This is a genomic window from Agaribacillus sp. DX54 (assembly GCF_056858335.1).
The window spans coordinates 181198-195698 of record NZ_JBXEQE010000001.1; the positions used below are offsets into that span (position 1 = coordinate 181198).

Annotated in this window: 12 protein-coding genes; 5 read left to right on the forward strand and 7 right to left on the reverse strand. The window is 42.2% G+C overall.

All coding sequences use genetic code 11. The annotated features are described in order from the left end of the window. Entirely contained in the window at positions 1–1332 is a 1332-nt protein-coding gene (ffh, locus tag AC04NP_RS00725; RefSeq protein ID WP_482857382.1) for a signal recognition particle protein, read from the forward strand. A 255-nt stretch (positions 1333–1587) separates the two neighbouring features. Here the strand turns inward: ffh and AC04NP_RS00730 are convergent, their stop codons facing one another. Both AC04NP_RS00730 and AC04NP_RS00735 read right to left on the reverse strand, forming a co-directional pair. Beyond that, a complete protein-coding gene (locus AC04NP_RS00730) occupies positions 1588–2565 on the reverse strand; it encodes a pyruvate dehydrogenase complex E1 component subunit beta (protein WP_482857383.1) in 978 nt (325 codons plus the stop codon). Between the two features lie 136 nt (positions 2566–2701). After that, positions 2702–4480 (reverse strand): tetratricopeptide repeat protein, encoded by a 1779-nt coding sequence (locus tag AC04NP_RS00735; RefSeq protein ID WP_482857384.1) that lies wholly within the window; start codon positions 4478–4480, stop codon positions 2702–2704. Between the two features lie 151 nt (positions 4481–4631). On the opposite strand from AC04NP_RS00735, the gene AC04NP_RS00740 reads away from it, so the two are divergent. Continuing rightward, the gene (locus tag AC04NP_RS00740) at positions 4632–4850 is read left to right on the forward strand and encodes a PspC domain-containing protein (protein ID WP_482857385.1); all 219 of its coding nucleotides are present in this window, start codon (positions 4632–4634) and stop codon (positions 4848–4850) included. Here the strand turns inward: AC04NP_RS00740 and AC04NP_RS00745 are convergent. From AC04NP_RS00745 to hisS, 4 genes are all read right to left on the reverse strand, one after another. Then, positions 4847–5863, reverse strand: coding sequence for a glycosyltransferase family 2 protein (locus AC04NP_RS00745; RefSeq protein ID WP_482857386.1), 1017 nt, complete (start codon positions 5861–5863; stop codon positions 4847–4849). The two genes, AC04NP_RS00740 and AC04NP_RS00745, sit on opposite strands and share 4 nt — an antisense overlap. Next, complete coding sequence (locus AC04NP_RS00750) at positions 5864–6196, reverse strand: YbaB/EbfC family nucleoid-associated protein (protein ID WP_482857740.1); 333 nt, start codon at positions 6194–6196, stop codon at positions 5864–5866. It lies immediately after the preceding gene. A 72-nt stretch (positions 6197–6268) separates the two neighbouring features. After that, entirely contained in the window at positions 6269–8140 is a 1872-nt protein-coding gene (locus tag AC04NP_RS00755) for a T9SS type B sorting domain-containing protein (protein ID WP_482857387.1), read from the reverse strand. A 197-nt stretch (positions 8141–8337) separates the two neighbouring features. Beyond that, positions 8338–9711 (reverse strand): histidine--tRNA ligase, encoded by a 1374-nt coding sequence (gene hisS, locus AC04NP_RS00760; protein ID WP_482857388.1) that lies wholly within the window; start codon positions 9709–9711, stop codon positions 8338–8340. A 252-nt stretch (positions 9712–9963) separates the two neighbouring features. On the opposite strand from hisS, the gene AC04NP_RS00765 reads away from it, so the two are divergent. The 3 genes from AC04NP_RS00765 to AC04NP_RS00775 all read left to right on the forward strand — a co-directional run bounded on the left by AC04NP_RS00765 (position 9964) and on the right by AC04NP_RS00775 (position 13922). Beyond that, a complete protein-coding gene (locus tag AC04NP_RS00765) occupies positions 9964–12327 on the forward strand; it encodes a TonB-dependent receptor (protein ID WP_482857389.1) in 2364 nt (787 codons plus the stop codon). A 3-nt stretch (positions 12328–12330) separates the two neighbouring features. After that, positions 12331–13230, forward strand: coding sequence for a DUF4249 domain-containing protein (locus tag AC04NP_RS00770; RefSeq protein WP_482857390.1), 900 nt, complete (start codon positions 12331–12333; stop codon positions 13228–13230). A 77-nt stretch (positions 13231–13307) separates the two neighbouring features. After that, positions 13308–13922, forward strand: coding sequence for a hypothetical protein (locus AC04NP_RS00775; protein ID WP_482857391.1), 615 nt, complete (start codon positions 13308–13310; stop codon positions 13920–13922). Positions 13923–13963: 41 nt separating this feature from the next. Here the strand turns inward: AC04NP_RS00775 and AC04NP_RS00780 are convergent, their stop codons facing one another. Beyond that, positions 13964–14479 (reverse strand): metallophosphoesterase family protein, encoded by a 516-nt coding sequence (locus tag AC04NP_RS00780; protein ID WP_482857392.1) that lies wholly within the window; start codon positions 14477–14479, stop codon positions 13964–13966. Between the last annotated feature and the right edge of the window lie 22 nt (positions 14480–14501).

Here is a 14501-nt window from a genome sequence, read left to right on the forward strand (position 1 = left end):
ATGTTTGACAATCTTAGTGTAAAGCTGGAAAGAGCATTTAAAACCCTGAAAGGGCAGGGGTCCATTACCGAAGTAAACGTGGCTACCACGGTGAAGGAAATTCGAAGGGCTCTGATTGATGCCGATGTTAACTACAAGGTAGCCAAGGAAGTAACTGATACTATCCGTCAAAAGGCCTTGGGGCGCCAGGTACTGGTGTCGGTATCGCCCGGTCAGTTACTTACCAAAATTGTCGATGAGGAGTTGACGGCCATGATGGGTGGTGAAAAGGTTGACATCAGTATTCAGGGGGATCCTGCGGTTATCCTGATTTCGGGTTTACAAGGCTCTGGTAAAACCACCTTTTCCGGTAAACTGGCCAGTATGCTCAAGAAGCAAAGCCGGCATGTGTTGCTGGCAGCCTGTGATGTATACCGGCCGGCAGCTATTGACCAGTTAAAGGTATTGGGAGAGCAGATTGGGGTGGAGGTTTATGCTGAAACCGACCATAAAGACCCGCTTAAAATTGCCGGCAATGCCATAGCGCATGCCAAATCCGGGAACAAAAAGATAGTCATTGTGGATACCGCGGGGCGTTTGGCAATTGATGAGGAAATGATGAATGAAATCACCACACTGAAGGACCATCTGAAACCTTCGGAGACACTTTTTGTGGTGGATTCCATGACGGGACAGGATGCGGTTAATACGGCAAAGACCTTTAACGAAAGACTTGATTTTGATGGCGTAGTGTTGACCAAACTGGATGGCGATACGCGCGGGGGTGCTGCATTGTCGATAAAAACTGTTGTGAATAAACCTATTAAGTTTATCAGCACCGGTGAAAAAATGGATGCCATCGATGTTTTTCATCCCGACAGGATGGCGAAGCGGATATTGGGTATGGGGGATGTTATTTCCCTGGTTGAGAGGGCACAACAAAGTTTTGATGAAGAGGAGGCAAAAAGATTAAACAAGAAAATCAGAAAAAACCAGTTTAACTTTAACGATTTTTTATCTCAACTGGAACAAATCAAAAAAATGGGAAATATTAAAGATTTGGTGGGTATGCTGCCTGGTATGAACAAGGCTTTGAAGGGAATGGATATCGATGATGACTCATTCAGACCCATTGAGGCGATCATCAAATCAATGACAGCCAAAGAGCGGGAAAACCCTGATATCATTAATGGAAGCCGGCGAAAAAGAATTGCGAACGGAAGTGGTACTTCTATTCAACAGGTAAATAACTTATTGAAGCAATTCAATGATATGCGAAAGCTAATGAAAACCATGAATAAAATGGGGGGAAGCAAAAGAGGGTTAGCCAATTTGAATCCGTTTAGCGGATAGCCGGATCTTCATATCTTTGTGGTTAGTTTGTTATCGAATAGCGCAAGCGTCCCGTGGCTATTGCACGACTTGAGCACGTGCCTGCATGCTCATTGCTTCTGCTAAAATCTCCGTGTCTCTTTGTGTCTTGGTGCCTCCGTGGTGAAAAATGGTGAACCACGGAGGCACCAAGACACAAAGAATTTTGTCGAAAATAGTTGTGCAACACCAACACCCACGAGACGCTCGCGCCAGACGGAGGTGACAAGGAATATTTTAGCGGTACAATACGGAGTTTACCGCTTCGATGGTTCTCTTGACGTTGGGCAGGATTACTTCGATTAAAGTAGGGGCGTAGGGTAGGGGTACATCCATGTTGTTAACCCTTTTAACCGGGGCATCCAGGAAATCGAACGCATCTTTTTGTATGTTAAACGCTATGTCAGTTGCCAGCGAAGACAGCGGCCAGGCTTCTTCTACAATCACCAGCCGGTTGGTTTTTTTAACGGAATTGATGACAGTTTCGTAATCGATCGGTCTTACCGTACGCAGGTCGATCACTTCACAGGATATATCTTCCTTTGCCAGTTGATCTGCTGCTTCCAGGGCCACTTTCATCATTTTACCGAAGGAAACCAAGGTGACATCATTTCCTTCTTTTTTCACTTCCGCCACTCCTATGGGCAATAGATATTCTCCTTCGGGAACCTCACCCTTATCAGCATACATGAGTTCAGACTCCATGAAAATGACCGGATCATCATCACGGATTGAGGCTTTTAATAATCCTTTAGCGTCATGTGGGTTAGAGGGTACCACAACTTTCAAACCTGGTGTATTGGCGTACCAGTTCTCAAAGTTTTGTGAGTGCTGGGAGCTTAACATTCCCGCGTTGCCGGTAGGTCCCCTGAAAACGATGGGAACATTAAACTGTCCTCCTGACATTGATTTCATCTTGGCGGCACCGTTAATGATCTGGTCAATAGCAACAAGCGAAAAATTGAATGTCATAAATTCAATGATAGGACGCAATCCATTCATGGCAGCCCCAACGCCTAATCCTGTAAAACCAAGTTCTGCGATAGGGGTATCGACCACCCTTTCCGGCCCGAACTCGTCGAGCATACCTTGACTAACCTTATAAGCACCGTTATATTCAGCCACTTCTTCACCCATTAAAAATATTTTCGGATCCCTTCTCATCTCTTCACTCATGGCCTCGCCTAGTGCCTGCCTGAATTGTAATTCCCTCATAATACTTGAATGTTAATTTAGCGCAGTAAAAATAGGACAATGTTTGTAATTACAAAAATGAAATAGTGGTAGATTGCCCATAAATGCAAAAAAAAAGCCCTCCTGAAAGGAGGGCCCTTATATAGACTTTAGTTAATTATTTAATAGCATTTCTGAAAGCATCACCAGAAGCGTAATTCCTGAATTCAAGATCAGTCAACGCTTTTTCTTTCAGGGAGGCATCAGCAGTAACTGCTTTGGTAAGATTGCTTGTTACTCCCGATTCATTGTCAGACCTGGCGCTGGCAATGGCCGCTGCATAGTAAGCAAGAGCCATGTCGTTATCTGCCGAAGTCGCCTGCTCCAGGGTGGTGAGGGCGCTGCTGTTATCTCCGTTTAATATCTGTGCCAACCCTTTGTTAAAGAGGTTCACAGGGTTATCGGGAGCGTTTGACAGATTGCTAACAGCATCACCGTATTTGGCCATCTTTATTTCGATAGCACCTTTTACGCCATTCATTCCCCTTCTGTCTTCATTGGAAGGGCTCATGCCTTCGGCTTTTTTCAAAGCATCGTAAGCTTTAGCAACATTACCCTGCATTAAATAAGCGGAACCTAAATTCACGTAAGCTTGCGCATTTTCCTGCTTTTTGTTGGAAATTTCGAATTGTGTAATCGCTTTATCCAGGTTGCCGCCGCCGTTGTTTTTCATGGCCATTTCCAGGTAGGTAGCACCCAGATTATTATGAGACTGCCAACTATCATTTTTCTTGGTAGCGGCGGTATAAATTTGTTCTTTCTCACTTAGCGATGGGGTTAACGTAGCAGCAAAACTCAGCTCTTCATCTGAAAGCGTATCGGAACTTACCCCACCGTTAACAATACTTTTGGCCAGTACAGCTATCTCGGCATTGGTTTTTTTATCTTTAACCGTTAATATTTCTGTTTGGGCGGTTCTTAGTTTGGGATAGATATCTTTGAAAATGGTTCTGTACGATCCTAACCTTTGAAGCGCATCTTCTTTATCTTCAAACGAGCCGGCGCCATTGATTACATTCAAAATTTCAGATTTCTGATCTCCGGAGATACCATCGTAATTTTCCAATTCAGCTCTAAATTCAGTCCAATCTTCCACGACAGGCTTAAGAATGAAGTTGATGGAGTCAGCCATCCCTTTGTAGTCATATTTTCTCATTTGCCTGCGGTAGAAAGTCTCGATGGCTTCAGCTCTCTGCTGTGATAGCCGGGAGTTAATCCTTTCAGCACCTTCGGGTGAGTGAGTACCTGTAATGGTAACCGTTCTTGTGACATTTTTTTCAGCTACAAAAGCGTCGAAAAATTGGCCTCTGTCACTTCGTCTTTCAGAATATCTTAAAACCGGGCTTCCCTGCAAAAAGAAAAAATCGACGTTGGTCGGTATCAGTTCTTCCTGATCGTTATAACCGTGAGGTGCATACGCCGCATAATAGCTATTTTGCGCTAATCTTGAAGTGGTAATAATTCCTTCGGCAACATCCATCCTGGGAGTTTCTTTTGATTTGTTATTCCTTGGATCAGAAGCGACACCTTGTACCGTAAGTTTACCTGATTGCATAGCATCCTCATAAGGGAAAGAGAAATTCTCGCTTATTCTGGGCTGTTGTTCATTTGCATTGGGAAAATCCTCCTGTTTGAACTCTATACTCGTAGGTTGTGGTTGTATTTCACGATCACCAAATTCATAAAAATTGTTAACAGTGTAAACTTTACCTTTTTTCAACATCTTCACCGGTAAAGCTGCTGACATTTCAAAATTTACTGTATCAGCATGAACTTCTAGCGGGGAGGGTGTTACGGTTAGTTGCTGTTGGTCAGCCATCTTCACCATTTGGTTCAACGAACAGCCTGAAAAAGATAGAACCCCTACTAGGAATAAAGCATAAACTAGTTTTTTCATAAAAGTCATATTTAAAATTTTGGTTGTGTCGAAGTGCAAAACTATATTTATAAAATTACGAATGCAATTTATAAGTGAAAAAATCTTTAAAAAGTCGAAATAATTCCTCATTTTCTTTATTATATTTGCAAATCTTTCTTTAAAAGATACAATGCGGAAAATTCAATATTTCTTCGAGTCACAAGCTTTTGGCGTTTGCACGAAGTTAGGAGAAAAACTTAGAATACCTATTGCCAGTATTAGATTATTTTTTATTTATGCTTCGTTTTTAACCTTCGGGTCGCCAATTATTATTTATTTGTCACTCGCCTTTATCATTAACTTCAGAAAACATCTGAGGAGAAGGAACAATCGCGTCTGGTATTTCTAGAACTTCAGATCCGAAAATATCTTTGCATTTTTCAGGAAATAAGCTACCACCACAGATCCTTTATACATTTCATGCAACGGCATTGTTTTTCCCAGCTTCAACACCGCCTTTCTTTGGCCTTCAATCCTTAGAATATGTGTTAAAAAAGTCATATGGGCCCTTACAACCGCCCAAAAGTCCCTGAAAGACGTTTGACCCAGAAAGCGAATGGCTGCCACGACATCCAGCAGCCATCGCGCCGGTATTTTCCATAAAAGTTCGCTGGCAGCGGAGTTTTTATAAAGGGTTATCAGACTATTTCTGAAGTTCAAATACGTTTTAAAGGGGTTGGCTTTAGGTAAGGTGCCTCCTCCTACATGATAAACCTGGCTTTCTCCACAGTAAAATATCCTTAATCCCATCCTTTTTAACCGCCAGCAAAGGTCAATTTCTTCCATATGTGCAAAATAATGGGGATCCAATCCACCGGCTTCGAAAAAGGCTGTCGCTCTTATAAACAGGCAGGCACCGGTTGCCCAGAATATCTCCCTGTTGTCATTGTACTGCCCCATGTCACTTTCAATACTATCAAAAATCCGGCCGCGGCAAAACGGATACCCAAGCAAATCGACAAAACCGCCGGCAGCGCCGGCATATTCGAATCTGTCTCGCTCTTCGTAACTAAGAATCTTGGGTTGGCAGGCGGCAATGTCGGGGTTTTGATCCATCAGGGTAATTACAGGCTCTACCCAGTTTTCAGTAACTTCTATGTCTGAGTTAAGCAGCACGTAATAATCTGCTTCTATTTGTTGCAAAGCACGGTTATAACCCTCGCTGTAACCAAAGTTTTCAGATAGGATAATCCGTTTTATATCCTGGTGATGATTGGTCAGGAACGAAACAGAGTCGTCGGTAGATTGATTATCAGCGACGATGATTTGGTGTCCATTGCTATGTTTTTTTAACGTAGGTAAAAATTGTTTCAGATAATTCTTACCATTATAATTAAGAATGATAATAGCTACAGTGCTCATCTAAAAAAGTCCGCCGAGGTTCATGCCGGGGATATTGGGTATAATTCCTTCGGTTGATTTTTTGATTTCTTCCCTTGCCAGCTCTTCCGCCTGTTCAATAGCCTTGTTTACAGCGGCAATGATCAAATCTTTTAGCATATCCTCTTCTCCGGGCTTGGTCAGGCTGGCATCTATTTCGAGGTTTACCAGTTGCTTTTTTCCATTGGCAGTGGCTTTTACCATGCCGGCACCCGCTTCAGCGGTGGTTTCTATTTTTACCAGGTTTTTTTGTGCTTCCTGGATCTTCTCCTGGGCTTCCTTGATCTTACCCATCATTTTCATCATGTCAAACATAGTATTCATTTTTTATTGGAAGAACAAAAATATTCTTTTTAATGGTGAATTCATACTCAAAAACGGTTGTCACTACCTGCGCAAAAGTACTACGCCGCCGGTCCTGGTGGTTTTAAGGCCGGTAAAATCGGTCACATCTACCCTGTAAACATAGGTACCCTCCGGCATAAGCTTACCCTTGAAGGTACCGTCCCAGCCTACATCCGCGTTATCTGATACAAAAATGATTTCACCCCAACGGTTAAAGATCTTCATACTGAATTCCTGAAAAAATTGCCCCTGGGCTTCGAAAGAATCATTTAAGCCGTCTTCATTAGGGGTAAAGGCATTGGGCAGAAATATCAATACCTCCAGTTGTACCCTGAAAAGGTTGGACAGGCTTTCTCGGGGTAAGGGATCATTGGAAACAGCTCTTACCTGATAAAATAGAATTTGAGACCCCCTGTTCCGGGTATCGTCTGTCAGGGAAAGCCCGCTGCCTGCGGGAACTGACTCCAAAAGGTTTTGTTGATCATCGAAAATATCCACAAAATACTGATTTACCCCCACTATCCAGCCCTGGTAATCAGTCCAGTTCATAGAAACCTGGTTATCCGTTCCCAGTGAGCCTGTCAGAATTACCGGGCATGTGACCGGGCCAATGTCCGACAGGTTTCCGCATGCATCTTCATAAGCAAAGCTGTAACAATAGGAATTTCCGGGAAAACTTACATCGCTGTCTGTATAGTTGTTACTGTCCACTGTGTCTGCCACTGCTGCCGGTTCATTATTGGTTGACTTATAAACAAAATAAAGACGGGGTGATTCAGCGGATGGAATTTCCCATGTTATGTTTACCTGATCATTAGTAATGGTACTGGTCATATCCTCTACAGAGGCAGGGGTATCGGTACTGAAAGCCGTTACACAAATTTCACCGGATGTTGAAACCAAGCCGTTAGTGTAGTTACTGACGATCCGGTAACAATAGTTTTGATTACATATCACATCACTGTCATTGTAAATGGTTTGTGCAGCATTATTTATGGTACTGATGACATTGCCGTCTTTTATAATGGCATAATTGGAAAAGTTCAAATCTTCCGTAGCCCAGGTAAGGTTATTAGTATTGTTTTGGGCCACTGCGTTGAGATTTATGCTGCATATGGTATCCGAATGAATCACCGCCCCCGAGCAGGCATCTACAGCATTGATCCTGTAACAGTAATAGTTATCGACAGTATTAAGGTTTTCAATTGTGTTTAGTGAAGGATCAGTGAGGGTTTCCACCCTTTGAAAATTTTGCAGGCCGTTGACAGCCTGCTCCAAATCATAAATTATGTTGGGCGACAGGTTATAGGATAATTCAATGGTTCCGGCGCCGGCGTCAACCGCGGTCATGGTCACTGAATTGACAGTGGCCGGAACCAGGTTGTTTACCGTACTTATGTCGATAGCCCCCGTTGCGCAGTTGTCTTTCGCCCCATTGAAAATACCTCTGACAGTTATGGTATAGGTGCTTTGTGCCCCGTAGCTATGAGGGGGTACATCGTCGCCCTGATTAATAGTTAAATTACTTCCATCTCCAAAATCAATAAAAAACCGGTCATAATAGGTATCGGTAACATTGACTTTTACATTATTACCTGCACAATTCCGTACTGTAAACACTGGTTCCCTGGCTTCCGCAACTTCGATGGTAATGCTGTCTTCACGTGGGATTTGATTGGCCATGACCTCCAAAATCGTATAAATTCCCGGGGTATCGAAGGTATACGTAGTAAGATTTCCTTCAAACAGTCCATCCCTGTCGAAATCATAGGTTCTGGTTAACCCCGTGAGGCCTATTTGTGTGATATTTATTGTAAAAGGGGCACAACCTTTCAGATAATCCACTTCAAAACGGCCACCGGCACTGGTATTTTGTGCGGTTATGTTATGATGTAATAACCATAAAAAAGCCAAAAAAAAGCTATGTAGGAGTTTTAAATTCAAACCTTTAATTCAAAGACTCACCCGATGTAAAATAATATCGGTGGTGGAGATTTTACCTATAAAATGCTCTCATTTCTTATAAACGATATACTTAATTTAAAATTATTATCGGTTCAGGCGAAAGTGGGTGCGGAAATAATCACCAGCTAACAGGGAATTTTCAGCATTCAGCTATTTTTTAGGGCTTCAATGATTTCCGGCGTGGTCATTTTTTTCTGCTCGCCATTACGCATATCTTTTAAAGTCATCATATTGCTGCTCACCTCTTCTTCTCCTATCAGCAATACATAGGGTATGTTCTTTTTGTGAGCATAGTTCATTTGTTTTTTAAGCCTGGCAGGCTCCGGATAGATTTCACTTTTAACCTCAGCATTTCTCAACTGCCCCAAGACCTCGATGGCGTAAGGTTCACTGGCTTTGTCAAAATTTGTAACAAGCACAGTCGTCGTTATCGAAGTATCTTCCGGGAATAAGCCGAGCGTTTCCATGACATCATAAATCCTGTCAACACCAAATGAAAAGCCCACTCCCGAAATGCCCGGCATACCAAATACGCCTGTCAGGTCATCGTATCTTCCACCCGCGCTGACACTGCCAATATCAACATTGTTTACTTTTACCTCCAGAATAGTGCCGGTATAATAAGCTAAACCCCTGGCGAGCCTTGGGTCAAACTCGAGATGATTGTCCCCGGCTTCAAATTGGGCCAGATAGCTTAAAATGTCTTCAAATTCTCTTATTCCCTCTTGTCCTGGGCCAGAGGATGCAAGCAATGCCTTAATATTGTTTAATGTTCGATCATTGTCGCCTTCAACCTTGAGAAAGGGTTTGAGCGCTGTAATAGCCTGGTCAGAAAACGATTTGGTTATAAGCTCTTCCAGTACTTTTTCAGGGCCAATTTTATCAAGTTTGTCAATAGCTACACACAATTCACTGATTTTATCCGGTTTACCAATCATTCCGGCGATACCGGTTAATATCTTCCGGTTGTTTATCTTGATGTTATAATCCCTAATGCCCAATTTTGCAAATACTTCGTTCATCATCAGGATTATTTCCGCCTCACAGATCAGGGAGTCTGTGCCGATAACATCGGCATCACATTGATAAAATTCCCTGTAACGCCCTTTTTGAGGACGATCGGCGCGCCAGACCGGTTGGATTTGATACCTTTTGAAGGGCAGGGTAAGGTCATGGCGATTCATCACTACATACCGTGCAAATGGTACGGTTAAGTCATATTTCAATCCTTTTTCTGCGATTTTGGATGACAGGCTTCTGGCTCCTGACGTGTAATCTTCCACGGAAGTTCCGGAAAGGTAATCACCTGAATTGAGTACTTTAAAAAGTAGCTGATCCCCCTCTTCGCCGTATTTTCCGGTCAGTACAGACAGGTTTTCCATGGTAGGTGTTTCAAGTGCTTCAAAACCAAACTTTTCGAAGGTAGTTCTGATAGCATGGAAGATGAAACGCCGTTTAGCCATTTTATCCGGACCGAAGTCCCGCATTCCTTTTGGCAAACGTGGCTTTTGATTGCTCATATTTGTCTGGCATTTTTATTCAATTTCCAAAACTATTAAAAAAAAATGGATCGTCTGCAGTTTTTTAAAAGGCATTGCTGCTGTTATGAAATCTTGTTCCTGCGATAGACGATCAGTCAAAAAGACTGAAGTCAAGCTTTGGCGATTACTTGCTTTCAAAATCAGGCCACCAAAACTTTTTCCCAGCCTTAAAGATTTGTATATTTATCCTGATAACTTTTATTTTTAGCTTAAGTCAAACCTTGTCCCAAAGTGGCTTTATTTTTTAAAATTACCTTCTTAGGTGCGTGTTTGTTATTTTCCAGCCAGCAACTCAAGGCACAAAAATTTACCATTAGTGGTTACATTAAAGACAAACGTACTGGCGAAGTACTCATAGGTGCAAACATATACAATAAGGAAAATTACCAGGGCACCACCAGCAACAAGTATGGCTTTTACAGCCTTACGCTGCCAGCAGATTCCGTCAAGCTGGTCTTTTCATTTGTTGGCTATCAGCCTATAGAGACACACTTTTACCTGAATAAAGATTCGGAAATGGATGTAGGGCTGGAAGGGGTGGTCGAGCTCGATGAAATTGTTATTTCCGGCCAAGAAGAAATTGAGGAAATAACACAGATGAGTAAAATCAACATTCCTGTGGACCAGATTAAAGCGATGCCCGCACTGCTGGGTGAGGTAGACGTATTGAAGGTACTTCAGTTGCTTCCCGGTATACAATCCGGCACAGAGGGAAGCAGCGGCTTGTATATAAGGGGCGGAGGGCCAGATCAAAACTTAATCCTGCTCGATGGTGTGCCGGTGTACAATGCTTCTCACTTGTTTGGGTTTTTCTCCGTTTTCAATGCTGATGCTATCAATAATGTGGAGTTGATCAAGGGCGGTTTTCCTGCCCGGTATGGCGGTAGGTTGTCATCGGTTATTGATATTACCATGAAAGAGGGCAACAACGAAAAGCTGAGAGGCGAGGGGGCCATAGGACTGGTATCATCGAAACTAACTTTGGAAGGGCCCATTAAAAATGAGCGTACCACCTTCCTTTTTTCCGGGAGAAGGACCTACATAGATATTTTAGCCAGGCCTTTGATCAAATCTGCTACAGATGGCGATGAAATTGCAGGTTATTATTTTTATGACCTGAATGGGAAAATCAATCACAAATTCTCCAACAGGGACCGGGTTTATCTGAGTGGTTATTTTGGGAATGACGATGCCTACAGCAGATTTAGTGAAAATTATGAGCTTGATGACCACAGTGTAAGTTCTGAAGATGAATTCAGACTTGCCTGGGGCAATATTATAGCTGCGGCGCGGTGGAATCACGTTTTCAATCCTAAATTTTTCAGTAACCTGACATTGACTTACAGTCGCTATCGTTTTGATGTATCACAATATTATTCTGAAGAACGAATCTATGTCGATAGCGTTGACAGTGAGGAGGAATCTATTTCTTATTTTTCAGGAATCCGTGATTTTGGAGCAAAAATTGATTTTGAATTTATTCCGGATCCCAATCATTATATACGTTTTGGCGTTAATGCCATCAATCACACCTTTAATCCGGGCATTCTTTCTTTTCAATCTTCAGTACAAAGTGATACCACAGTGGGATCTTTTAGAACCACTGCCAACGAATTTGCCGCTTATCTGGAAGATGATATAAGGGTATCCGATAACCTGAAAATCAACGCGGGCTTTCATATTTCGGCCTTTAGTGTCGGTGATGAATTTTATACATCCTTTCAACCGAGGGTAGCTGCCAGGTATTTGCTGAACAACGGGTTTTCCATCAAAGGATCGTATGCACAAATGGCGCAGTTCATCCATTTGCTGACTAACAGTGGCATTGGCTTGCCCACTGACCTTTGGCTTCCGGCCACTGAAAGAGTGGCGCCCCAGGAAGCGCATCAATTTGCCCTGGGATTGGCAAAAACCATCAAGAAACACTATGAGGTAAGCCTGGAAGCTTATTACAAAGAAATGGAGGGGTTGATTGAATACAAGGAGGGGGCCAGTTTTCTCAATGTGGATGGGGACTGGCAGGATAAAGTTGAAACAGGCCGGGGTGATAGTTACGGTGTCGAACTGTTTGTTCAGAAAAAAACCGGCAAGTTCACCGGCTGGCTTGGCTATACCCTTTCCTGGTCCAACAGACAGTTTGATAACCTCAACTTTGGCCGGTGGTTTCCTTACAGATTCGATCGCCGGCATGATATCAGTATTACGGGCGTATTTAAAGTCAATGACCACATAGATGTCTCCGGGGCCTGGGTGTATGGAACAGGAAATTCAATCACATTGCCCAGTTCAAGGTACATAGACTACTCTAGTGTAAGTGCACTATTATTTAATGATTTTATACCGGATGGCGTAAAATATTATGATCGAAGAAATGGGTATAGAATGCGATCTTATCACCGGCTGGATCTAAGTATTGGTTTTTCAAAACAAAAAAAATGGGGTGTCAGAAAGTGGACAATTGGCACGTACAATACTTACAGCACCAGAAATCCTTTTTTCATCGATGTTCACCGCGATTTCGAGGGCAATAGAAGGTTTATCCAATATAGCCTTTTTCCTATTATTCCTGCTATAAGTTATAGTTTTAAATTTTGATTCATGAAAAAACTGCTCATAATGGTATGTGTTATTTTTTACGGTTGTGAAACCGTTGTGGAGCTGGATTTGGATTCAGGAAGCCCGAAACCGGTTTTAAATGGTATCATCAACCCGGATAGTACCCTATCAGTCCATATCTCACAATCCAAGTACATACTGGATAAAGGCCCATTTGAAATTATAAGAGGTGCAACAGTCGATGTTTATGAGAATGATCGATGGTTAGGTGAATTATTATTTGATAGTAGCACGCTCTTTTACACCCATGAAGATTTAAAACCCAAAAGAGGCATGCGTTACAGTATAGAGGTGGCTAAAGAAGGTTATGAAAACGTCATCGCAGAAACAACGATTCCTGTTGCGTTGGCTTCCATATCGGAAGCAAGCGTTGATTCGGTGTTGACTGAGGGTCTTAAACGGTTTAGATTTCATGTAACGATTGAGGACCTGCCGGGTGAGAATTATTATGAATTCGTACTTTATGCATATCTCAAAATTTTAGAATATGATAGAGAAACTCAGGTATCCACGCAAATTGACAGTATTTTGGTCCAGTTTGCGTTTTATACGGAAGATTTGAGAGCAGAAGATTTTCAGACGTCTATTATGACTAGTTATTTGTTAAGTGATAATTTGTTCAGTGGAAAAACGTATACCATTTCCTTTCATGACTCACGTGCTACTTTGTCTGGTAATCTTGCCCATGACTATTCTACGTTTATATTTGCACTAAGGCACGTAAGCAAGGACTATTATCTATACCGGCGCAGTCAGGCTTTACAATTTTGGGTGGAAGACAATCCCTTTGCCGAACCGGTTCCCGTTCACACAAACATCCGGAATGGGTTAGGGATTTTTGCCGGATACAATCAATCAACCCGGATCGTGCGTATTAAATAGAATAATTTGAAATAAATGTTTAGATTATTCAAACTATTCTATTAAATTTGCCCCTCGTTTTAGCAAAAATTACAGAAATGGCCGTTACCAGACTAAAAAGAAAAGACAGGAAGAATAAGAGCAGGGCGAATAACAGGACTAAAAGAATTCAAAATATAAACAGGCAACCTGTTATTAAACGGGTCGATATAGAAAAGATCAAGGAGGAATTTGCGAATGCAGGGAAGGCGAAGTCTTCCACTAAGAAGCCAGCCGGTACCGAGGCGCAGGATGTCGTGGCAGAGGTAAAAGAAACGGTAATTGCAGAAGAGGTAGTAGAGGCAAAAGAAGCCAAGGCCAAAAAGCCGGCTGCAAAGAACGAAGAAAGCCCTGCTAAAGCGGAAGAGGCGGTTGCTGAAGTTAAAAAAAGCCCTGAAGCAGAAGAGGTGGCCGGAAAAGCTGAAAAAAAACCTGCGGAAGCCAGTGATGTAAGTACCGCTAAGGCTCAAAAGGAGGAAACCACGGTAAAAAGTGGAAAAACAGCCGCTAAAAGTGAGGCCAAATCTGACACCAAGGAGACTAAAAACGAACCTAAGAAAGAGGCCACAGTTGCAAAAGCTATTACTAATAAAAAGGACGAAGTAAAAGAGGAAGCGGCAAAAGCTACAAAAAAGAAAGAATCAAAAAAAGAGAAGCAGGCTGAGGATAAATAATCTGAGTCTGATTTGATTGATTATGGATATAATGAGCAAGGTCAGTCACCTTGCTTTTTTTGGGCCCTTTTTCCTAATTCAATCACCTGCATGTTTTCAACTTTTTTGTTGTTGATTTCAAATCTGATCACCGTTTTCACCTTATGAAAACCATGTTTTCCTGCGGCACCGGGGTTTAAATATAACAAATTGTCCAAACGTGGGTCGGTCATTACTTTTAATATATGAGAATGACCACAAATAAAAATATCCGGGGTATGTTTCCTGAGCTTGGTATGCACCCGTAAGTTGTATTTGGGGGGATAACCGCCAATATGTGTCATCCAGATTTTCAGGCCTTCGCAATCGAATTGAAGCCATTCGGGGCAAACATTGCGGATTTCATGATTATCTATATTTCCGTAAACAGCTCTTACAGGCTTAAATTCGGATAACCGGTTGTAAAGTGCCAATGTTCCTATATCCCCTGCATGCCAGATTTCATCACAATGTTCGAAATATTGAAAGACTTTTTCATCCAGATAGCCATGTGTGTCTGAAAGTAAACCAATTTTCATATTGCTCGGAAGTGTTGGAATA

Coding starts and splice junctions, on each gene's coding strand:
- AC04NP_RS00740 (WP_482857385.1), top strand. CDS start 4,632: ATGCGGAAAATTCAATATTTCTTCGAGTCACAAGCTTTTGGCGTTTGC.
- ffh (WP_482857382.1), top strand. CDS start 1: ATGTTTGACAATCTTAGTGTAAAGCTGGAAAGAGCATTTAAAACCCTG.
- AC04NP_RS00780 (WP_482857392.1), bottom strand. CDS start 14,479: ATGAAAATTGGTTTACTTTCAGACACACATGGCTATCTGGATGAAAAA.
- hisS (WP_482857388.1), bottom strand. CDS start 9,711: ATGAGCAATCAAAAGCCACGTTTGCCAAAAGGAATGCGGGACTTCGGT.
- AC04NP_RS00735 (WP_482857384.1), bottom strand. CDS start 4,480: ATGAAAAAACTAGTTTATGCTTTATTCCTAGTAGGGGTTCTATCTTTT.
- AC04NP_RS00775 (WP_482857391.1), top strand. CDS start 13,308: ATGGCCGTTACCAGACTAAAAAGAAAAGACAGGAAGAATAAGAGCAGG.
- AC04NP_RS00730 (WP_482857383.1), bottom strand. CDS start 2,565: ATGAGGGAATTACAATTCAGGCAGGCACTAGGCGAGGCCATGAGTGAA.
- AC04NP_RS00745 (WP_482857386.1), bottom strand. CDS start 5,863: ATGAGCACTGTAGCTATTATCATTCTTAATTATAATGGTAAGAATTAT.
- AC04NP_RS00750 (WP_482857740.1), bottom strand. CDS start 6,196: ATGTTTGACATGATGAAAATGATGGGTAAGATCAAGGAAGCCCAGGAG.
- AC04NP_RS00770 (WP_482857390.1), top strand. CDS start 12,331: ATGAAAAAACTGCTCATAATGGTATGTGTTATTTTTTACGGTTGTGAA.